We start from the raw sequence: 19,770 nt of genomic DNA, 5'->3' as shown, positions 1-19,770 counted from the left end.
ACGCTCCATGTGAAACCCAATCCTCCCTGTAACGTCGTTTTTCACAGCGCTTATAAAGTGTACATATAAATCATCCGTGAGCGACACACTGATGACACATTTTACACAGTAGGAAACCTATCAGCCTCCCACAAGATCCAATAAGATTGGCACAACTTTTGCTTTAAAAATCAGGTGCATCCGAAAAGGGGGAATGTTCCATGAATATTTTACTGTGCTGTGCATCGGGAATGTCGACGAGTTTATTAGTGTCCCGGATGGAACAGGCCGCTCAGGAAAAGGGGGTTAAAGCAAAAATTTGGGCGGTTTCGGCCGATGAAGTGAACAACCATCTCAAAGATGCCGATGTATTGCTGGTGGGTCCCCAGATCCGCTACAAGCTGCCGCAGTTGAAAAAAGCGGCGGATCAACAAGGGATCCCGGTGGATGTCATCAATCCGGCGGATTATGGGAGAGTGGACGGAAAGAAAGTTCTGGAGTTTGCACTCAACCTGATCTGATAAGGAGGGATTTCCTGTGGGAGGTCTGGTGGGTTTTTTGGAAAAACATGTGATGCCGGTTGCGGGGAGAATTGCCGAGCAAAGGCATTTGCAAGCGATTCGTGACGGACTGATTTTGGCCATGCCTTTGTTGATTATCGGGTCCATTTTCTTGGTGGTGGCCGCCCTGCCAATCCCGGGTTTTCCGGAATTTATGGCAAATCTGTTCGGAGAACAATGGCAGGATAAATTGTTGTATCCGGTGAACGCCACCTTTGACATCATGGCCCTGATCGTCAGCTTTGGGGTTGCCTACCGGCTGGCGGAAAAATACAACGTCGATCCGGTGTCAGCGGGTGCCATTTCCGTGTCGGCCTTTTTGTTGGCCACCCCCTTTACCTTCTCCTTCACGCCGGAAGGGGCCAAGGATGCCGTCGATGTCGCCGGGGTGATCCCGGCTCAATTCATGGGTAGCCAAGGCTTATTTGTGGCGATGCTGCTGGGACTGGTCGCAACGGAAATTTACCGCTACATCATTCAGAGAAACATTATCATCCAGTTGCCGGAAGGGGTGCCGCCGGCGGTTTCCAGGTCCTTTGTCGCCCTGATTCCCGGTCTGGTTGTCATTTTGGTGGTGTGGGTGGTCCGCCTGTTGATTGAGCTCACTCCCTTCGAGAGTATTCACAATGTGGTCTCTACACTTCTCAGCAAGCCCCTGGGGCTTCTAGGCGGCAGTCTGTTCGGTGCCCTTATCGCCGTATTGCTGGTTCACCTCCTATGGTCTGCGGGCTTGCATGGTGCAGCCATCGTGGGTGGGGTGATGGGGCCGATCTGGCTGTCCCTGATGGACGAGAACCGAAAAGTGTTCCAGGCGGACCCTTCCGCTGAATTACCCAATGTGATCACACAACAATTTTTTGATCTTTGGGTCTACATTGGGGGCTCAGGTGCCACCCTCGCCTTGGTGGTGGCCATGATTCTGAGCGCAAAGAGCGCCCAGATGAAAAGCTTGGGACGCTTGGCCATCGGACCGGGAATCTTCAACATTAATGAGCCGATCACCTTCGGCATGCCGATCGTGTTGAATCCCCTACTGATCATTCCCTTTGTGCTGACCCCCCTCGTGCTGACAGTGACCACCTATGTGGCCATGTCCACCGGCCTCGTCGCCAAACCCAACGGTGTCGCGGTTCCCTGGACGACCCCGCCTCTGATCAGCGGTTACTTGGCAACCGGCGGGAAGATATCCAGCGTGATCATGCAAGGGATCAATTTTGTCATCGCCATCGCCATCTACTATCCCTTCCTGAGAATCTGGGACAAACAAAAACTGAAGGAAGAGCAGGGAATGGAGCAACCTTCCAACCAAGCAGCCGTGTAGAAGTGTTGTGAAAAAGTCTTTCAGAGGGAGGATTGGGTTTCACATGGAGTGATTTTGGATCGTCAGAACAACGAAAACGACATGTGAAACCCAATCCCGACCGCCTTCAAACGGAGTAAATCACAACGCTTGTAGAAAGTAGGTGTGGTATGACCCAACTGATTATCAACGCCGATGACTTCGGCTATTCCAAGGGAGTCAATCTGGGAATCCTGGAAAGTTTCAAAAATGGGGTGGTCACCTCCACCACTCTGATGACCAATATGCCCTGTGCCGAACATGCCGCAAAACTGGCCAGGGAACATCCTGAACTGGGTGTCGGGATTCACCTGGTGCTGACATGCGGCTCTCCCTTGTGCAAAGATGTTCCCTCTTTGGTGGACGATCAGGGTGTCTTTCGATCCAGGAGGGAACTGGAGAAAGTGGCCGAACCGGACCACATCGAGCGGGAATTGACCCGACAAGTGGAAGCCTTTTTCTCTCTCGGACTGAAACCGACTCACCTTGACAGTCATCATCATGTCCACAGCCATGGGAAGGTGGCGCCCATTGTCCTGAAGTTGGCCAAACAGTATCGCCTGCCGATCCGTAAAGTTTCAGACGATCCCTTACATTCCACCAACCGGGAGGTCCGGACAACGGATCTCTTCCTCTCCGACTTCTACGGGGATGGAGTGACGAAGAACGGATTCCTGCAGGTACTGGAGCGAGGGGCAGCCGTTGAAACCGCGGAGATCATGTGTCACCCCGCTTATCTCGACCACAATCTGCTGACCGGAAGCTCCTATTCCCTGCCGCGGGCCAAGGAGCTGGTTATCTTGACCGATCCCGAAATCAAGGATTGGATCCGGACACAGGGATTGAAATTGATTTCATATAGAGAATGGAAAGTCTGATATGGATAAGGGGAGAATGCCGATGGATGCATCTTCGGAGGAAACCGTGTTTGAAATGATCCTGTACGGGGGCAACGCACGGAGTTGCGCCATGGAAGCGATCCGCCTTGCAAAAAAAGGAGACTTTGTCAATGCAAGAGAAAAACTGGCGCAAGCCGGGGAAGAGATCACTAAAGCCCACCGGATCCAGACCACCTTGATTCAACGGGAAGCCGGGGGAAATTCCCAACCGATCACCTTGTTAATGGTGCATGCACAGGATCATCTGATGAATGCCATCTCCATTCAAGATCTTGCCTCGGAATTTGTCGATCTGTATGAAAGAATTCATATTTCCGGAGGTGTTCAAAGGTGAAAGGGCTGAAAATTGCCACGATCGGTGGAGGGTCCAGCTACACTCCCGAATTGGTGGAAGGATTTATCAAGCGATATGAAGAACTTCCGGTGCAGGAGCTATGGCTGGTCGACATTCCGGAAGGGAAAAAGAAACTGGACATCGTCGGTGCACTGGCCCGACGAATGGTGGAGAAAGCCGGCATCCCGATGAAGATCCACTTGACTCTGGATCGCCGGGAGGCATTGAAGGATGCCGACTTCGTCACCACACAGATTCGCGTCGGATTGTTGGAAGCCCGGATCAAAGATGAACGGATCCCCCTGAAATACGGGGTGATCGGACAGGAAACCAACGGCCCCGGGGGATTGATGAAAGGGCTTCGCACCATTCCAGTCATACTCGACATCGCCCGGGAAATGGAGGAGCTGTGTCCACAAGCTTGGATGATCAACTTTTCCAATCCCGCCGGGATGATCACCGAGGCCGTCCTCCGGCACAGTAACATCCAAAAAGTCGTCGGTCTGTGCAATGTTCCCATCGGCATGCGCATGGGGATCGCCAAACTGCTCGAAGTGGAGGCGGATCGCGTTCAGATCGATTTCGCCGGTTTGAACCATATGGTGTTCGGTCTGAATGTGTATCTCGACGGCAAAAATATCACCGACCGATTGCTGGAACAGTTAACCAGCGGGAACTTATCCGGCGTCACCATGGAAAATATCACCGATCTCGGTTGGGAACCCGATTTTATCAAAGGGTTGCGATTGTTGCCCTGCCCCTATCACCGCTATTACTACCAGACCGACAAGATCCTGAAAGAAGAAAAAGCGGCCGCACAGGAAAAGGGAACCCGGGCCGAAGTGGTCAAACAGTTGGAGCAGGAGCTGTTTGAGTTATACAAAGATCCCGATTTGAACATCAAGCCTCCCCAACTTGAAAAACGCGGGGGGGCCTATTACAGTGACGCGGCTTGCAACCTGATCCATTCCATCCATAACGACACAGGGGATATCCAGCCGGTCAACGTGCGAAACAACGGAGCCATCACCGACATCTCCCCCGAATCGGCGGTGGAGGTCAACTGTGTGATCACCCGGGAGGGCCCCCGGCCGATCACTGTTGGTAAGCTTCCGGTAGCGGTCCGGGGATTGGTCCAACAGATCAAATCCTTTGAACGGGTCGCGATCGAGGCCGCCGTCACAGGAGATTATCACCAAGCCCTGTTGGCCATGACGATCCATCCCTTGGTCCCGTCAGACACCGTTGCCAAACAGATCCTGGATGAAATGCTGGAAGCCCATCGGGATCATCTGCCACAATTTTTCCGGGAGAACCGAACCTCTGCAATCGGAGGGACTCCCCCCATAAACAGCCAGTAACAGTGTGGTCTCATTTCCCAGGAATGGTTGCCAACAAAGGCAGAAATCACCCGCTCCCGTCGGAGGCGGGTGATTTCTCTTTACACGGGCTTTCACAATACCTTTTTCGCCCTGGCACAGTCTTCAAATTGATCTTTGTGACTGGCATCACAGAAAGGTTTGTTCCGGGACAGACCACATCTGCAGAGGGCGAATTGTTGTTTGGTTTCAAAGCGGTTTCCCTCCGCATCTGTCAACTCTACATCGCCGCGTACAATCAAGGGACCTTTATCCCTGATTTGAATCTTGACATTCGCCATGAAATCACTCCCTACTTGTGAAATTCACTTGTTCTCGATATTCTTTCCTGTTGGATAAACAGTCAACCGAACCTGTGGGGAAACACTGATTACAACAGTTTCTCCGAGATTTCGCCGGCCACCGGCAAGCGGTACCACTCCTCTTGGTAGGCTTTCACCATCAAGACGATCCAAAGGATCAGCGTGACCGGCCAGATTAGAAAGTGAATGATCCCTCCCAGAATCGGGATCACTCCCGCCACCAAATTTAAAAGCGTCAGGGAACCAAAGGTGACGATCGATTGTGCCGCGTGGAACCTGACAAACCGGTTCTCCTTTTCCAGGAGTAAAAAGATGAGACCGCTCACCCATCCCAGTAGATAACTTAACACTGCCGCCACTTTGGGATCCAGGTCGACCGACGATTTTGATTTCCGATTCTCGGACGGGGGATTGTTCTCCTGTTCCATCATCCGCCTCCCAACCGATGTTCCCGGCCTGCTGTCTGGACCGGTTGCTTCACGCAAAGTATATCGGAAAATCATTTCCCGCTTCAAGCCCAGAGGGAAGGCTCCCCCCACTGAACGGAAAAAACCCTGCGGAGGGATCCACAGGGTTGACTTTGGGTTGGGAGCTTACATCATGCCGCCCATACCGCCCATGTCGCCCATGCCGCCAGCACCGGCTTTCTCTTCCGGTTCCGGCTTGTCAGCTACAACCGCTTCGGTGGTCAGCACCATGGCCGCCACGGAAGCCGCATTTTGCAGAGCGGAACGGGTCACTTTGGCCGGGTCGACGATTCCGGCTTTGATCATATCTACCCATTCGCCGGTGGCGGCGTTGAAGCCGATGCCCACTTCTTCTTTCTTGGCCTGTTCCACCACCACGGAACCTTCGAGACCCGCGTTGAAAGCGATTTGACGGAGCGGTTCTTCCAAGGCGCGACGGATGATGTTGATCCCGGTTTGTTCATCATCATCGTTGCCTTTCAGGTTTTCCACAGCGTGAATGACATTGACCAGAGCGATGCCACCGCCGGATACCATCCCTTCTTCCACACCGGCACGGGTGGAGTTGAGAGCATCTTCGATCCGCAGTTTGCGCTCTTTCAATTCGGTTTCAGTGGCGGCACCCACTTTGATGACGGCTACGCCGCCGGCGAGCTTGGCCAGACGCTCCTGCAGTTTCTCTTTGTCAAACTCGGAAGTGGTCTCTTCCAGCTGTTGTCGGATCTGGTTGATCCGGCTGCTGATCTCACTGCGATCCCCGGCACCGTCGACGACGATCGTGTCATCTTTGGTGACGCGCACTTGACGGGAACGTCCCAGTACGCTGAAGTCGACATTTTTCAGGTCCATACCCAAATCTTCGGTGACCACTTGGCCGCCGGTCAGGATGGCGATATCCTGCAGCATGGCTTTACGACGGTCACCGAATCCAGGGGCTTTGACAGCCACCGCGTTGAAGGTGCCCCGCAGTTTGTTGACCACGAGGGTGGCCAGAGCTTCCCCTTCCAGGTCTTCCGCAATGATCAGGAGAGGTTTGCCCTGTTGCACCACCCGTTCCAGCAGGGGCAGGATCTCCTGCACATTGGAGATTTTCTTGTCGGTGATGAGGATGTAGGGGTCGTCCAACACCGCTTCCATCTTGTCGTTGTCGGTCACCATGTAGGGAGAGATGTAACCGCGATCAAACTGCATCCCTTCGACGACTTCCAATTCGGTGACGAACCCTTTGGATTCTTCCACCGTGACCACACCGTCGTTACCCACTTTTTCCATCGCTTCGGCGATCAGCTGGCCGACTTCCTCATCGTTGGCGGAGATGGCCGCAACTTGGGCGATGGACTCTTTTCCTTCCACCGGCCTGGCGATGTTCTTAATTTCATCGACAGCGGTCTTGACCGCTTTTTCAATCCCGCGGCGGATCACCATCGGGTTGGCTCCGGCGGCGACATTTTTCAGACCCTCGCGAATCATGGCCTGGGCCAACACTGTCGCGGTAGTGGTTCCGTCACCGGCCACATCGTTGGTTTTGGTGGCCACTTCTTTCACCAATTGGGCACCCATGTTTTCAAACTTGTCATCCAGTTCGATTTCCTTGGCAATAGTGACACCATCATTGGTGATCAACGGAGAACCGAACTTTTTCTCCAGCACCACATTACGCCCTTTGGGCCCGAGCGTCACCTTCACGGCGTCGGCCAGGGCATCCACACCGCGCAGCAAAGAACGGCGGGATTCTTCACTGAACTTGATCTCTTTCGCCATTGTTGCTTCTCCCTCCTATGTAGGGGTTTTTATTCGACAGGGTGGAAAGATCAGTCGAGTACAGCCAGAATATCACTTTCACGCAGAATGAGATATTCCGTGTCTCCCACTTTCACTTCCGTACCCGCATATTTGGAGAAGATCACCCGGTCGCCCTCTTTGACTTCGAGGTTGACTTTTTGTCCATTTTCATAGCGCCCGGTGCCTACCGCGATCACTTTGCCTTCCTGAGGCTTCTCCTTGGCCGTCTCCGGCAGGACAATGCCGCTGGCCGTTTTCTCCTCTTGCTCGATAGCTTGCAGAACGACTCGATCCCCCAAGGGTTTGATCACGTCTGTACACCCTCCTTTATGGGTGAAATGTTTTTCTGTTAGCACTCATCAAGCCTGAGTGCTAACACCAATTACATAATATCCCCATTGGCCCTGTTTTGCAAGACCCCCTCCGAAAAAATTTGTTCACCATGGTGGCGGAAGCCGGGGAAAACCCCCCACCCCCGGATCAATCGCAATTTCGGTCTTCCAAACCTACGCTTCAAACCGCACAAGAAAAAGAGAAGGGGCCCCCCTTCCCGCTTTTCCGTTTACCATCCGTCTTCTGCATCCGCTTTCTCCCGTTCTTTCCATTGACGCTCCCGCTCTTCATCTTCCGCTTCAATCCGGCTGTAGACCCGTGACGACAGCCAGATACTCACTTCATAGAGAAGAATGAGCGGAATCGTCACCAGGATGTTACTGACAAAATCCGGCGGGGTCACCAGGGCGGCCAGCACCACCATCATCAGATAAGCGAAACGGCGCCCTTTACGCAAAAGATGCGGATTTAACAGCCGAATCCGCGTCAGGAACAGGATGATTACCGGCATCTCAAACAAAACGGCAATCGGGAACACCACCCGGAACATAAAGCGAAAAAATTCATACATCCCGTAGGTTTCCGTCGCCCCCAGCGAAGCTGTCAACTTAAACATGAAGTTGAGAAGGAAAGGAAAGATCCAGGAATAACCGAATAAGAGTCCCACCAAAAACAACAGGACGGCAGAAGGAATGTAACGCAATGTCGCCCGTTGCTCCCGAGTCGTCAACCCCGGCCGGACAAAGGCCCAAGCCTGGTACAACGCGACGGGAAGTGTAAATGTGACCGCAACCACAAAGGCGAACTGCATATAGATGCTGAGGGCCTCACCCGGAGAAAAGATATGAAGCTTCAGGGTCTCATGAAGAGACCCTTGCAACAGATCCTCTTTCATAAAGTGAATCATCGGTTGTGCAAACAAAAAGCCGATGAACAACATGATGATGAATGTGGCCAGGGTGATCAGAATTCGGCTGCGAAGTTCACCCAAATGTTCGGTCCAATGCTTCTGTTCTTCACCACTCATGGCTGTCCCTTCCCTCTCCCTTTTCCACCCGTCTTGTCAGCCCCGTCCATCTGTGTGCCCATCTTCCGCAGGGGGGATGTCCTCTTCCGGCGGGAAATTTTTCAGAAAATAGATCAGTGTCTGCAGTTCGATCGTCAGATCGATATGATGCAGCCGGACATTTTTCGGCACCGTCAGCCGGGCCGGAGTAAAATTGAGTATTCCCCGGATCCCGCTGGCAACGATCCGATCAGTGGTGGCCTGCGCCTCATTGGCCGGAACCGTCAAAATGGCCACCTCCACATGGTGCAACTCTCTCACTTCGGCAAATCGGTCCATGGGGAATACGGGAATCCCCTCCACCTCTGTCCCCACTTTGCCCGGATCCGTATCAAAGCCTGCCACGATCTTGGTACTGTGACTCCGATAAAAGTTGTACCCCAACAATGCAGTGCCCAGATGGCCAACTCCCACCAGGACCACATTGGTCACCTCGTCCTGGCGCAAAAAATCCCGCAGAAACTGCAGCAGATAGTTGACATTGTAGCCATATCCCTTTTTCCCCAGTTCCCCCAGGTAAGAAAAATCCCGGCGGATTGTGGCGGGGTCGATCTGCAAAGCATCGCTCAATTGCGCCGAAGAGACGCGCCTTTTTCCGATGGCGTGCAGTTTCTCCAGGTAGCGGTAATAAAGCGGCAACCGCTTAGCCGTCACCTGGGGAATCCTCATATCTGACATATCCAGCCTCCGAAGCATCGATCGGGATTTTGAGAGCGCCGGCTCACTTTGCCGGCGGATGATCGGGTCAGCATGAATGCAGCCCGCCGTATCCCAACCGGACGATATCCTCCCGTTTCACCTTCTCCCCGGTCAGAATGCGGGGCAAGAAGAGATCAAAGGAAGTGTATTCATCATGAATCACACATCCGGGAAGACCCAGGATCGGAATCTCCCGATAATAAGCGATCATCAACATAGATCCCGGCAACATCGGGGTTCCATAACTGACCACTTCTGCACCGAGGGATGCGATCGCACCGGGGGTCCGGTCATCAGGATCGACAGACATGCCCCCGGTCACCAAGACCAGATCGGCCCCCCGATCCACAAACGCACGAATCTGTGCCTGGATCAATTCCTTGTCATCACCGGCCAGTGTCTGTCCCATCACAGTGGAACCGAAAGATTGAAGCTTCTCCTGAATCACCGGGCCGAACCGATCCGGAATACGCCCATGGTAAATTTCACTGCCGGTGGTGACCACTCCCACCTTCAAGCGCCGAAATGGAAGCACCTCCAATACCGGCCTTTCCCCATCAGCAGCGATTCGCTCCACCTGTTCAATCCTGTCCACGGGATAGATCAAGGGAATCACCCTCGATGCCGCCACCACTTCTCCTTCTTTAACCGGTATGTCCGTTTTCAGGGTGGATAAAACCGCCTGTTCCACTTCATTGATGGCAAGAACCCGGGTGGCGTCCACTTTTAATAGCCCATCCCCATCGGAAACCAACTGAACCTTCCCTTCCACCGGTGCAGTCAGGGTGAGTCCCGGCCCGCCGACTGCCTGGGCAATCCGACAGGCGGCGTCATTCTCATGGAGTTCTCCCGCCGCCAACTCCATCACATAGATATGTTCCTTTCCAATCGACAAGAGGGCTTCAAAATCCTCTTCCCGAATCACGTGTCCTTTGCGGAAAAGGGGTCCCTTAAACCGCCCCGGAACCACTTGGGTCAGGTCGTGTGCCAACACCATTCCCACCGCCTCTGTCACATGCACTTCCCGCAAGGAGCTTTTCATGGTTCGTCTCCCCCTTCAACCCAGGGAGGATTGATTTTTCCCCACTTGAGACAGACAAAAGAGAGCAGGATGCAAGGATCCGTGTCTACATTTTATCAACCTTCCCCGGTTTTGTGTACGGATTCACAAGATCTTAACGCCTTTCCTCTCCAGGTTCACCTCCTACCCCCTTGGGGCGATGGGACCCGACGGGAGGATGACAGCTGAATCACCTAGTAAAATGCATCTTCCGTCCTATTGTAATGGAGACATTTCCGGAATACACTGAATATGTCCGCAGCGGACTCATTCATACCATTATTCCCTTATCCTCTGTTCAACAGCCCGCATTACGCGGGCTGTTTCACTTTCATGTAAAGGAAGATCTTCCATGTCCCAGATTTATCGTGAACAACAACGGGCACTCTTTTTAACGGAAAAAATCCGGGAGGGAGGCAAACTCCGGGATCAAGCCATAGCGGCGGGTCACCGGCAAACCGCCGAGACACTGACTGCCGATCTCACTTTTTGGAATATGGAGCTTTGTCGCCTGCAAGAAAAGTTGGGATTGCTCGCCTGTTTCGTAGAGGAGGAATAGACCCGTCTGAATGGGAGAAGGGTTGTTGCACAATATCCAAACCTGCTCGATCCGGACCGTCGCTCGGGGTGCTGGTGGTCTGTGTACAGGATGACGTTGTGGCCCCGCCGGAATCAAATGGATGCAAAGTCCATCCCTTCATCGCACCGCAGACAGATGAATACGGATCAGAAGACCAGCTTACGATTGGGACAAGAAAAAAAGTGGTTAATCAACAGTCTTGAACCGTCCGGTTTTCCCTTCCTCAGCCCCCTTCTTCCGGGACTATTCAGGCAGGTGAACACCTTCCACCTCCAACACGATCTCTGCCACGCTCAACCCGAAGATCCGGAAAAGGACCCGCCGGACTTCCCCGGTCACTCTTTTCCCGATCTCCGGGATGTTGGAACCGTACTCCACCACCATCTTCAGCCGGACAGTAACCCCCCGGTCCGCTGCCTCCTCCGACGGAATCACTTGCACCTCGCATCCGGCCACGGACCGGATTCCCTTGGTGTGTGCCGCGGCAGCCTCAACAGCGACTTCTAAAGCATTTTGGACCGGGGTTGCGTCCTTCTTGAGACACACGTGTTCCCTCTCCCTTGTAAATTTTCACCCCTCGGGCGTCTGTTTTCCTTTTCTCCGACAACCACAGCCCTTCCTTCCCCAAAAACAAAAAGCCCGTCCCCGATGGAAGCCGGTCACCCGATCCACTCATCCCCTCTTTCCTCCCTTCACAAACCGGATCTCTGTCGGTGTCACCACCCCGTGCAAGGGTTGATCGTGGGACTCCGGGTAAACAGTGGGCACCCATTGAAAGGAATAGGCCACCCCGATCCGGATGGCATCTCCCCCCTTGCCGGCAAAAAACCGGTCATAATAACCTCCACCATATCCAAGACGGTAACCGACTTCATCAAAACCGATCCCGGGTACCAATACCAACTCCACATCCTCTGGAGCCACCCGGTTCCCCTCCATCGGCACCGGCTCCCGGATGCCATAGGTTCCCCGGACCACGTCCCCGAAACTATCGATCCGGTACAATTCCAACTCCCGTGTATGGGGAACCGACCGGGGGAGAACCACTTGCTTTCCCTCCCGCCAACCAAGCTCCATCAATGGGCGAAGATCCACCTCCCCTCTGTGGGGCATATAGAAAAGAATCTTTTCCGCTGCCTGATAAACAGGGTCCGCTCCCAACACACCGCAGACGGCAGCGGATTCCCTCCTGGCGACGGCAGGATCCATCCCCTCCCGCAAAGAGAGCAAACGGGTCCGAAGCTCCTCTTTTTCGGTACTCATGATCATTTCCCTCCATTCCACCCGAACCTTTACATCGATTGTACCACAGACGGGCTTTGGCCCTCTTTTTTCCCCGACTTGCATGGGATACAATGAAATCGGCATGTGCTCAAAAGGTCAACTCCCCTCGCTTGAAACCCGGCGGTTTTTTTATTCCTTCCACCCTGAGAGGTGGAACATCCTACACGAAATACAGGTGAATGAAGTTGAGTATTCTGCAAGTGAATCATATTGACAAATCCTTCGGCGCAACCCCTGTCTTGAAGGGAATCAGCCTCAAAGTGGAAGAAAAGGAGCGGGTCGGCCTCATCGGACCCAACGGGGCAGGAAAATCCACCCTTTTGAAAGTGATCACCTCCCGCATCCCCGCAGACAGTGGCGAGATCCACATCTCCAAAAAAGCCCGTGTCGGCTATCTGGCACAAAGCATAGAGCCGGACGCGGAGGGGACGGTCTGGGATGAGGTGATGAAAGCCTTTCTCCACCTTCGGGAGATGGAAACCCAACTCCGTGATCTGGAACAAGAGATGGGCCGACCCTCCGTTCTCGCTGATGAGAAGCGCTATCTCCAGGTGACGGAACAGTACGCCCGCTTGCAGGAATCCTTTGAGCAAGCGGGAGGATACAGCCATGAAGCCCGGGCTCGGGGAACCCTTACCGGCCTGGGATTAGGCGGTCTCGACTGGAAAAAGACATCCGTCCACGCAATCAGTGGCGGCCAGAAAACCCGTCTCGCTTTGGCCCGGCTGCTCCTGGAACAGCCGGACCTGATCATCCTGGATGAGCCGACCAACTATCTGGATATGGACGCTCTCGCCTGGCTGGAACAGACACTGGAAAGTTACCCCGGCGCCTTGCTGGTCGTCTCCCATGATCGATATTTTCTCGATCGGATCGTCTCGGTCATCTATGAATTGGATCGAACCCGCATCACCCGCTACAAAGGGAACTACACCCAATATATCCGGCAACGGGAAGAGCAGAACGTCCGGCAGGAAAAGGCATATGAACAACAACAGCAGGAAATCCGACGGATGGAAGAGTTCGTCCGGCGCAATATGGCCCGGGCCTCCACAACCAAACGGGCCCAGAGTCGACAAAAGGCCCTGGAGCGGATGGAACGGATCGAGCGCCCTCCCGGTGACAGAAAAAAGGCGGCGATCCGCTTTATCCCCTCTGTTACCAGCGGACAACAAGTGTTGGAGACGGAGGAGCTCACGGTGGGATACGATTCGGCCCACCCCCTCATCGCCCCTGCCCGCCTCCGACTGAAGCGAGGGGATCGGATCGCTCTGCTCGGCCCCAACGGGGCCGGCAAGTCCAGTTTGTTGAAAACCCTCGTCGGCAGTCTTCCGCCCCTATCCGGAAAAATCACCTTCGGCACCCAGGTCCGCCTGGATTTCTATGATCAGGAGCAGGAGGAATTGAATGAAAAACAGACAGTTCTGGAGGAAGTGTGGAATGCTCACCCCCGGCTGGATCAAACGCAAATCCGCTCGTACCTGGGCCAGTTCCTGTTCACCGGAGAGGAAGTGTTCAAACGGGTCTCCTCCCTCAGCGGCGGGGAAAAAGCCCGTCTCTCTCTGCTGAAGCGCCTTCTGAACCGGGCCAACCTGCTCCTGATGGACGAACCGACCAACCATCTGGATCTGGAGAGCAAAGAACGGCTGGAAGAAGGGTTGGAGTCCTTCCCGGGCACCCTGTTGTTCGTCTCCCATGATCGCTACTTCATCAACCGGTTGGCCACCGGGATCTGGGAAGTGAAGGATGGACGCATCACCGTCTTCGACGGAAGCTACGAAGAATTTCTGGAACAGAAAAAGGAGAGCCCCACCTCCAATACCGACTCAGCGAAACCTGTGGCGGATGATACCGAGGAGACCCGGAAAAAACGGATGAGAGAGCGGGAAGACCGCCGTCGTCGCGAAGAAGCCGTCCGGCTGGAGGAGGAGATCGAAGCCCTGGAGAAGGAGAAAGCCCGAATCCAGGAGGAGCTGTGTCGTGAAGAAATATACACCCGCCCGGAAGAAAGTCTCCCCCGGCAACGCCGCCTCATTGAGCTGGAAGCCTCCCTTGCGGAGAAAACAGAACGCTGGGCGGAGATTGCGGAGTAGGAGCGGATCACTAAAAACCTAGGGAGCATCCATCCAAGCAGAGCCCAGGCCTTTACACCTTATGGGCTAATGACAATGGGGGATACTTTGTTTAAAATTGCTATCGTATTCACAGGTTTGGAAAAGAGAGGTGATGATGAGTTTGCCCAAGCTCAAACACTGGGGAACCGGTTGGTTGATTGCGGCTCTAATCCTCAGTTCCGGTTGTTCTCTGCCCAATCCCTTTGCCGAGACTGAGAAGAAAGAGGTCTCTCCAACCGAAGCGAAGGAATCCAAACCAGAGGGCTCCGGGAAATCGGAATCATCTGTCCAATTGGATCAAGTTCCCTCTGCTCTGAAAGATTTGCAACACATTCAGGAGGGAGCCGGCCATTACGGAGGAGACGCCTATGATCTGAACAAGATCCGGCCCGAACTGAAGAGGATCCCCAAGTATGTCAACGCCGATGAACTGTACAAACGACTCCTCAATCTGATGGCGGAGGATTACCGTCCGTCAATTCATGCCTTGGAGACCTTTGACACCTCCATCATCGATGTGACCGACGGACCCGGAGGCATCCGTGCTTTGAAAGTGCCGGAAAGTCAGGAAGTGAACATCATGATCCTGCTCGACTCCAGCGGCAGCATGGCTGATAAGGTGAAAGGCGGGGTCAAGATGGACCTGGCCAAAAAAGCGGTGAAGGAATTCGTCTCCAATATGCCGGAGGGAGCCAATGTTTCCCTGGTCGTCTACGGCCACAAGGGATCCAACGCCGGAGCGGACAAAAAAGTCTCCTGCGGAAGCACCGAGGAGATTTATCCCCTGGGCGCTTATGACGGAAAAACATTTCAGAGTTCCCTGAACAAGTTCAAACCCACCGGGTGGACTCCCTTGGCCGGCTCCATGCGATTGGCCCAAGAGAAGCTGGCCTCCCACACGGGGAGCAACGTCCAGAATATCGTATATGTGGTCAGCGACGGCGTGGAAACCTGTGATGGCGACCCGGTGAAAGCGGCTGAGCAACTGAACGAATCCAATATGAAAGCTGTGGTCAACATCATAGGCTTCGATGTGGACAACGAGGGACAGAAAGCCCTGAAAGAAGTGGCGGACGCCGGCGGCGGCACTTACAAAACCGTCGGTTCCAAGGTGGGGCTCCAGGAGTATTTTAAAGGGGAGTACGACCGCCTGTACGACCAATGGGGCAAATGGGCCCGCGACCATTACGACAAGGCCCAGTATGTGGCCAGCATCAAGTATGATCGGGCCGGTGACCTCAAACAAGTTCTTTACGAACAGGCGGAAAAAGAGAAACATCGTCTCTATGCGGCCACTGAATACCTCAAAGAGAAACATGACTTCGACTATGATGTGATCAGTGAGGTCCAATCCCGGATCTATGAGCGAAGAGACACTCTTCAAGGCTACTCCATCGACCAACGGGACGCGTTGCAAACTGAAGTGATCGATCGAAGGGACCAGATCCAAAACAAAATCACCCATAAGCGTGACACAGAGCAGAATGAAATCTCCAACTCCAGATAAAGAGGAACAAGAGGAGGTTATCCCTTTGCTGAAACGAACCCTGGCCCTGCTTCTGCTCCTCAGCATGGCGGTCCTGGGCAGCGGATGCGGCCTGCTCACAGAGGAGAGCCAAGAGAAAGTAGAGGCGGACAAGCCCAAGGAACCCAAGGTGGCCAAGATCACTTTCGGGGATTATCCGGAGGATGACAGCATCAAGGGTTTGATCAAAACCCGCAGTCATTTTGGGAAGGATGAGGATATCTCACTCTCTTTCAAACTTCCAAAAGGTCAGAAACTGGACACGAAAATCCTGAAGATCAAAGTCCTGAAACAACCTGGGGAGAAATTGATCGAAGAATTTATTACGGATGAGTTGGATCCATCCTGGAAAGGCCTGAAGTCGGAATTCACCAGTAACAGCGATTTCCACGGCTTCTACGACCCCGGCGATTACAAAATCCAGGTCCTCCGGGGGGAAGATTTGCTGGCGGAAGGGACGCTGACGATCGTCGATCAATAAGACCGCACTTGGCGGTCTTTTTTTGATACAAAAACACCCCCGGTGGAGGTGTTTTTGGGGATGACAGGTCAATTCAAGTTTTTCCGTGGAAGCAGTAAATCATCACATTCTAGAGAAGCATTGTGAAAAAGCCATCATACCCACAGGGCACAAGTCGTGCCCAGGGTCGCTTCGCTCCCCGGTCACGCTATGCAGGGAGGGTTGGGTTTCACATGGAGTGATTTTGGATCGTAAGAACAACGAAAAGGTCATGCGAAACCCAATCCCGACCGCCTTCAAACGCAGAAAATCACAACACTTCTTAGTTCACCAGTTCACTCTGTTTCATCTCGGTGATGAACATATGTCCCGGGGCGTGGGTGATCATCCACTCGGGACGGCTGGCGACAGCCACTGCCTGAGGGGTGACGCCGCAGGCCCAGAAGACCGGGAGCTCTCCCGGGCGGACGGTAACCGCATCTCCGTAATCCGGCCGGTTTAGATCCCTGATGCCGATCCCGGCGGGATCCCCCAGATGTACCGGCGCCCCATGGACCTGTGGATAGCGGGAGGTGATCTCAACAGCACGGATCGCCTCCTGGGGAGGGAGAGGGCGCATGCTGACCACCAGATTCCCATGGAAGGAGCCTGCTGGTTCGCAGGGAATGGAAGTGCGGTACATGGGAACATTTCTCCCCTCTTCGATATGACGGACCGGCACTCCACTCTGCAAGAGGATGGATTCAAAGGAAAAGCTGCATCCCACCAGGAAAGCGACCGCATCTTTCCTCCAGAGATCCCGAATCTCCCTCCTCTCTTCCACCAACTCCCCATGACGCCAGATCCGGTAACGGGGGAGATCCGTCCGGAGATCAGCCCCTGGCGCTGTTTTCCGCGGAACCGGGTCTCCCGGATCTGTCACTTCCAACAGCGGACAAGGTTTGGGGTTGCGGGTGCAAAAGAGCAAAAAGTCGGCGGCCAGAGATTGGGGGAGAATCACCAGATTGGCCTGGACAAAATCAGGGGCTAAGCCGGCGGTGGGCCCCTCCCATTCACCTGTACGAATCGCTTTTCTCACGTCTTCCATGCTTTCCTTATTCATTCAGATATCCCTCACTTTGACCGAATTCCGATCTCCAAGATCATCAACAGATTTTCCTGCTCCTCTGCCAGATCCTGGGCTTCATCCACACCCACCTCCTGAAAGGTGATCCGGGTTCCCGGCCCTGCCTGAGCCAAGCGGGGCAGATCCACAGAGATCACTGTGGCGATTTTGGTGTATCCCCCGGTGGTCTGCCGATCCGCCATCAGGATGATGGGCCGCCCTTCCGCTGGAATTTGAACCGACCCAGGTGCGATGGCGTCAGAGATGATGTCAGCACCGGCACGATGACCGACGGCCGGCCCATCCAGACGGTAACCCATCCGATCCGACCGGGAAGTCACTTCATAACTGGCATGGTAGAAAGTATGGATCCCTTCTTCCGTAAACGCCTCTGCCTGGGGCCCGGGGATGACACGCAACCGGAGGTCCTTCCCATAACGGGGACGCATGGAAGGGGCCGGTTGGCGGCCGACCCTGTCGGCGAGCTGCGGGGACCGCCCTGTCTCCAGGACATCCCCGGATTGCAAAGCCCGTCCGTGAACTCCCCCAATCCGACCTTTGAGGTAGGTGGAACGGCTTCCCATCACGTCGGGAACCCGAATCCCTCCGGCGACACAAAGATAGGTGCGCATCCCTGCCACCGGTCCCTGAAATCGTAACTCTTGTCCTTTGCTGACGGGAATACTTTTCCACAGGGGCACCGATTTTCCGTCCAAAAGCGGACCCAGATCCGCCCCGGTCAGGGCAATCACCGCATCCTCCTCGAAACGGAGCACCGGGCCCAACCAGGTGATCTCCAACCCCGCCTCGCCGCGCCGATTGCCCACCAATAAATTGCCCACCTGGAGGGAGTAGGAATCCATCGCTCCCGCCACCACCATACCGTACTGCTGATAACCCGTCCGTCCCAGATCCTGTACCGTGGTCAGCAATCCCGGTTTTATCACTGTGATCATTGGATCATCTCTCTCCGATCCTGCAGACCCCGATCCCGTGTTCCTCCAGTCTCTTGCGCAACCCTTTCGCAAAGGCCAGGGCCTTGGGGTCGTCTCCATGGACACAGACCGTGTCCGCCTCAATATCCACCTCTGTACCGTCCACCGCCGTCACTTTGCCTTCCTTCACCATTCGGACCACCCGGCAGACCGCCTGCTCCGGGTCCTCGATATGGGCTTCGGGGCGGCTTCGGGGAGTCAGACTTCCATCGGATTGAACCGTCCGATCGGCGAACACCTCCCGTGCCACCCGGAGTCCCGCCTTTTCCCCCGCTTTCACCAATTGACTTCCCGCCAGGCCGAAGAGGATCAGTTCCTTGTCCACTGCGGCTACCGCCTCGGCAATCGCCTGAGCCACCGCACTTTCCTTACCTGCCATATTGTAGAGAGCCCCATGGGGCTTCACATGTTGCAACCGCTTTCCCTCCAAAGCGGCGAAACATTGCAAAGCACCAATCTGGTAAACCGTCATATTGAACACATCTTCCGGGTCGACAGCCAGATAACGGCGTCCAAATCCGAGCAAATCCGGCAGACCGGGATGTGCTCCCAGAGCCACCCCCTGTTCCGCCGCCATCCGGACTGTCTGTCGCATCACGTTATGATCCCCCGCATGGTATCCGCAGGCGATGTTGGCTGAAGTGACATGATGCAAAATCGCCTCGTCCTGTCCCATAACATAGTTGCCAAAACTTTCTCCCAGATCACTGTTCAGGTCGATGGTCCATTCCATCGGAGACGTCTTCATCCGGTTCAACTCCTTCACTCCCCTTCATCTCCATCTCCCGATATGCGTCCACAGGAATCGGTCGAAATCGAACCAAATCCCCTGCCCGCAATAGAACCGGCGGATTTCGGTCCGGATCGTACAACCGGATTGGCGTTCTTCCAATAATTCGCCATCCCCCGGGAGTTTCCAAGGGATACACACCGGTCTGGGATCCGGCAATCCCCACGGACCCGGCGGGAATCCGGGGACGGGGATCTTTTAGGCGCGGAGTGGCGATTTTTTCCGACATCCCCCCCAGATAGGGAAATCCCGGAACAAACCCCATCATATAAACCCTATAGGAGGGGTCACTGTGGATCCGGATCACTTCTTGGGGAGAGAGGCCATTTTCTCCCGCCACACCCTCCAGATCCGGTCCATATTCTCCCCCGTAGACCACAGGCAACTCCACCACCCGCACATCTTTTTCCGTCACCGGCACTCTTTTCTTCTCGATCGCCTCCAGCTGCTGACACAATTCCCGATAACGAATCCGGTGGGGATGATAGTAAACCGTCACTGCACAATACGTGGGAACCCACTCCACCACCCCAGGAATCGGGGTGCGTTCCAGTTCATTGACAAAACTTTGTATTTCCCGGTTGATCTTCGGATCTATCCTCTCTCCAAAACCGACCCGGATCCCGGAATCCCCCACCGGTTGGAATCTGATCGACAAAACCCTCCTCCCCCCTCCACCGGTCATAATATCTCTTTCGTTCATCGAAGGCTTTCAAGG

At 54.4% G+C, this 19,770-nt stretch carries 22 protein-coding genes; 9 read left to right on the top strand and 13 right to left on the bottom strand.

Features of this window, described 5'->3' with window-relative positions; genetic code table 11:
- Positions 1-200: 200 nt before the first annotated feature.
- The 5 genes from IEV46_RS11315 to IEV46_RS11295 all read left to right on the top strand — a co-directional run bounded on the left by IEV46_RS11315 (position 201) and on the right by IEV46_RS11295 (position 4,472).
- Positions 201-500 carry a PTS sugar transporter subunit IIB gene (locus IEV46_RS11315; RefSeq protein ID WP_188432659.1) on the top strand — a complete coding sequence of 100 codons (300 nt, stop codon included), beginning with the start codon at positions 201-203 and terminating at the stop codon, positions 498-500.
- A 52-nt stretch (positions 501-552) separates the two neighbouring features.
- Positions 553-1,860: a PTS cellobiose transporter subunit IIC gene (celB, locus tag IEV46_RS11310; RefSeq protein ID WP_188432684.1), complete on the top strand. Its 1,308-nt coding sequence runs from the start codon at positions 553-555 to the stop codon at positions 1,858-1,860.
- A gap of 149 nt (positions 1,861-2,009) precedes the next feature.
- Positions 2,010-2,756 (top strand): chitin disaccharide deacetylase, encoded by a 747-nt coding sequence (chbG, locus tag IEV46_RS11305; protein WP_188432658.1) that lies wholly within the window; start codon positions 2,010-2,012, stop codon positions 2,754-2,756.
- 22 nt (positions 2,757-2,778) lie between these two features.
- Entirely contained in the window at positions 2,779-3,111 is a 333-nt protein-coding gene (locus IEV46_RS11300) for a PTS lactose/cellobiose transporter subunit IIA (RefSeq protein ID WP_188432657.1), read from the top strand.
- A complete protein-coding gene (locus tag IEV46_RS11295; RefSeq protein ID WP_188432656.1) occupies positions 3,108-4,472 on the top strand; it encodes a 6-phospho-beta-glucosidase in 1,365 nt (454 codons plus the stop codon). Before IEV46_RS11300 ends, IEV46_RS11295 begins: the two co-directional genes overlap by 4 nt.
- 92 nt (positions 4,473-4,564) lie before the next feature.
- Here IEV46_RS11295 and IEV46_RS11290 read toward each other — a convergent pair whose 3' ends face one another.
- The 7 genes from IEV46_RS11290 to IEV46_RS11260 all read right to left on the bottom strand — a co-directional run bounded on the left by IEV46_RS11290 (position 4,565) and on the right by IEV46_RS11260 (position 10,181).
- Positions 4,565-4,771, bottom strand: a complete 207-nt coding sequence (locus IEV46_RS11290) for a CDGSH iron-sulfur domain-containing protein (RefSeq protein WP_188432655.1) — start codon at positions 4,769-4,771, stop codon at positions 4,565-4,567.
- 89 nt (positions 4,772-4,860) lie between these two features.
- Positions 4,861-5,220: a DUF4870 domain-containing protein gene (locus IEV46_RS11285; RefSeq protein ID WP_229736056.1), complete on the bottom strand. Its 360-nt coding sequence runs from the start codon at positions 5,218-5,220 to the stop codon at positions 4,861-4,863.
- A gap of 165 nt (positions 5,221-5,385) precedes the next feature.
- Positions 5,386-7,020, bottom strand: a complete 1,635-nt coding sequence (gene groL / locus IEV46_RS11280; RefSeq protein ID WP_188432654.1) for a chaperonin GroEL — start codon at positions 7,018-7,020, stop codon at positions 5,386-5,388.
- 50 nt (positions 7,021-7,070) lie between these two features.
- Positions 7,071-7,352 (bottom strand): co-chaperone GroES, encoded by a 282-nt coding sequence (groES, locus tag IEV46_RS11275; RefSeq protein ID WP_188432653.1) that lies wholly within the window; start codon positions 7,350-7,352, stop codon positions 7,071-7,073.
- Positions 7,353-7,603: 251 nt separating this feature from the next.
- Complete coding sequence (tatC, locus tag IEV46_RS11270) at positions 7,604-8,401, bottom strand: twin-arginine translocase subunit TatC (RefSeq protein WP_188432652.1); 798 nt, start codon at positions 8,399-8,401, stop codon at positions 7,604-7,606.
- A gap of 36 nt (positions 8,402-8,437) precedes the next feature.
- Entirely contained in the window at positions 8,438-9,124 is a 687-nt protein-coding gene (locus tag IEV46_RS11265; protein WP_188432682.1) for a redox-sensing transcriptional repressor Rex, read from the bottom strand.
- Positions 9,125-9,185: 61 nt separating this feature from the next.
- Entirely contained in the window at positions 9,186-10,181 is a 996-nt protein-coding gene (locus IEV46_RS11260) for a molybdopterin-binding protein (protein WP_188432651.1), read from the bottom strand.
- 370 nt (positions 10,182-10,551) lie between these two features.
- Here IEV46_RS11260 and IEV46_RS11255 point away from each other — a divergent pair, with 370 nt between their 5' ends.
- Positions 10,552-10,758: a hypothetical protein gene (locus IEV46_RS11255; protein WP_188432650.1), complete on the top strand. Its 207-nt coding sequence runs from the start codon at positions 10,552-10,554 to the stop codon at positions 10,756-10,758.
- Positions 10,759-11,022: 264 nt separating this feature from the next.
- On the opposite strand, the gene IEV46_RS11250 is transcribed toward IEV46_RS11255, so the two are convergent.
- Together IEV46_RS11250 and IEV46_RS11245 are read right to left on the bottom strand one after the other, a co-directional pair.
- Positions 11,023-11,325 carry an Asp23/Gls24 family envelope stress response protein gene (locus IEV46_RS11250; RefSeq protein ID WP_188432649.1) on the bottom strand — a complete coding sequence of 101 codons (303 nt, stop codon included), beginning with the start codon at positions 11,323-11,325 and terminating at the stop codon, positions 11,023-11,025.
- A 126-nt stretch (positions 11,326-11,451) separates the two neighbouring features.
- Positions 11,452-12,042, bottom strand: coding sequence for a 5-formyltetrahydrofolate cyclo-ligase (locus tag IEV46_RS11245; RefSeq protein ID WP_188432648.1), 591 nt, complete (start codon positions 12,040-12,042; stop codon positions 11,452-11,454).
- Between the two features lie 200 nt (positions 12,043-12,242).
- Between IEV46_RS11245 and abc-f the strand changes: the two genes are divergently transcribed.
- The 3 genes from abc-f to IEV46_RS11230 all read left to right on the top strand — a co-directional run bounded on the left by abc-f (position 12,243) and on the right by IEV46_RS11230 (position 16,183).
- On the top strand, positions 12,243-14,156 hold the full coding sequence (gene abc-f / locus IEV46_RS11240; protein WP_188432647.1) for a ribosomal protection-like ABC-F family protein: 1,914 nt from the start codon (positions 12,243-12,245) through the stop codon (positions 14,154-14,156).
- A gap of 136 nt (positions 14,157-14,292) precedes the next feature.
- Positions 14,293-15,684, top strand: a complete 1,392-nt coding sequence (locus tag IEV46_RS11235; RefSeq protein WP_188432646.1) for a vWA domain-containing protein — start codon at positions 14,293-14,295, stop codon at positions 15,682-15,684.
- 25 nt (positions 15,685-15,709) lie between these two features.
- The gene (locus tag IEV46_RS11230) at positions 15,710-16,183 is read left to right on the top strand and encodes a hypothetical protein (RefSeq protein WP_188432645.1); all 474 of its coding nucleotides are present in this window, start codon (positions 15,710-15,712) and stop codon (positions 16,181-16,183) included.
- Positions 16,184-16,484: 301 nt separating this feature from the next.
- On the opposite strand, the gene IEV46_RS11225 is transcribed toward IEV46_RS11230, so the two are convergent.
- Genes IEV46_RS11225 through pxpB form a run of 4 tightly spaced genes read right to left on the bottom strand, consistent with a single transcriptional unit; the run spans position 16,485 to position 19,710 of the window.
- On the bottom strand, positions 16,485-17,264 hold the full coding sequence (locus IEV46_RS11225) for a putative hydro-lyase (protein WP_188432644.1): 780 nt from the start codon (positions 17,262-17,264) through the stop codon (positions 16,485-16,487).
- An 11-nt stretch (positions 17,265-17,275) separates the two neighbouring features.
- On the bottom strand, positions 17,276-18,223 hold the full coding sequence (locus IEV46_RS11220; protein WP_188432643.1) for a 5-oxoprolinase subunit C family protein: 948 nt from the start codon (positions 18,221-18,223) through the stop codon (positions 17,276-17,278).
- A 4-nt stretch (positions 18,224-18,227) separates the two neighbouring features.
- Positions 18,228-19,010: a LamB/YcsF family protein gene (locus IEV46_RS11215; RefSeq protein WP_229736055.1), complete on the bottom strand. Its 783-nt coding sequence runs from the start codon at positions 19,008-19,010 to the stop codon at positions 18,228-18,230.
- Positions 18,967-19,710 carry a 5-oxoprolinase subunit PxpB gene (gene pxpB / locus IEV46_RS11210; RefSeq protein ID WP_188432642.1) on the bottom strand — a complete coding sequence of 248 codons (744 nt, stop codon included), beginning with the start codon at positions 19,708-19,710 and terminating at the stop codon, positions 18,967-18,969. The genes IEV46_RS11215 and pxpB overlap by 44 nt, the downstream gene beginning before the upstream one ends.
- Positions 19,711-19,770: the final 60 nt, after the last annotated feature.

It is taken from the genome of Kroppenstedtia guangzhouensis (assembly GCF_014637345.1).
Classification (GTDB): domain Bacteria; phylum Bacillota; class Bacilli; order Thermoactinomycetales; family DSM-45169; genus Kroppenstedtia; species Kroppenstedtia guangzhouensis.
Note: the sequence above shows the minus strand (reverse complement) of the source record. Positions and strands in the feature narration are given on the sequence as shown.

Bases quoted from the DNA above. Each gene is read 5' to 3' on its own strand.
- IEV46_RS11315 (WP_188432659.1), top strand. From the start codon at position 201: ATGAATATTTTACTGTGCTGTGCATCGGGAATGTCGACGAGTTTATTA.
- celB (WP_188432684.1), top strand. From the start codon at position 553: ATGCCGGTTGCGGGGAGAATTGCCGAGCAAAGGCATTTGCAAGCGATT.
- chbG (WP_188432658.1), top strand. From the start codon at position 2,010: ATGACCCAACTGATTATCAACGCCGATGACTTCGGCTATTCCAAGGGA.
- IEV46_RS11300 (WP_188432657.1), top strand. From the start codon at position 2,779: ATGGATGCATCTTCGGAGGAAACCGTGTTTGAAATGATCCTGTACGGG.
- IEV46_RS11290 (WP_188432655.1), bottom strand. From the start codon at position 4,771: ATGGCGAATGTCAAGATTCAAATCAGGGATAAAGGTCCCTTGATTGTA.
- IEV46_RS11285 (WP_229736056.1), bottom strand. From the start codon at position 5,220: ATGGAACAGGAGAACAATCCCCCGTCCGAGAATCGGAAATCAAAATCG.
- groL (WP_188432654.1), bottom strand. From the start codon at position 7,020: ATGGCGAAAGAGATCAAGTTCAGTGAAGAATCCCGCCGTTCTTTGCTG.
- tatC (WP_188432652.1), bottom strand. From the start codon at position 8,401: ATGAGTGGTGAAGAACAGAAGCATTGGACCGAACATTTGGGTGAACTT.
- IEV46_RS11260 (WP_188432651.1), bottom strand. From the start codon at position 10,181: ATGAAAAGCTCCTTGCGGGAAGTGCATGTGACAGAGGCGGTGGGAATG.
- IEV46_RS11255 (WP_188432650.1), top strand. From the start codon at position 10,552: ATGTCCCAGATTTATCGTGAACAACAACGGGCACTCTTTTTAACGGAA.
- IEV46_RS11245 (WP_188432648.1), bottom strand. From the start codon at position 12,042: ATGAGTACCGAAAAAGAGGAGCTTCGGACCCGTTTGCTCTCTTTGCGG.
- abc-f (WP_188432647.1), top strand. From the start codon at position 12,243: ATGAAGTTGAGTATTCTGCAAGTGAATCATATTGACAAATCCTTCGGC.
- IEV46_RS11235 (WP_188432646.1), top strand. From the start codon at position 14,293: ATGAGTTTGCCCAAGCTCAAACACTGGGGAACCGGTTGGTTGATTGCG.
- IEV46_RS11225 (WP_188432644.1), bottom strand. From the start codon at position 17,264: ATGAATAAGGAAAGCATGGAAGACGTGAGAAAAGCGATTCGTACAGGT.
- IEV46_RS11220 (WP_188432643.1), bottom strand. From the start codon at position 18,223: ATGATCACAGTGATAAAACCGGGATTGCTGACCACGGTACAGGATCTG.
- IEV46_RS11215 (WP_229736055.1), bottom strand. From the start codon at position 19,010: ATGAAGACGTCTCCGATGGAATGGACCATCGACCTGAACAGTGATCTG.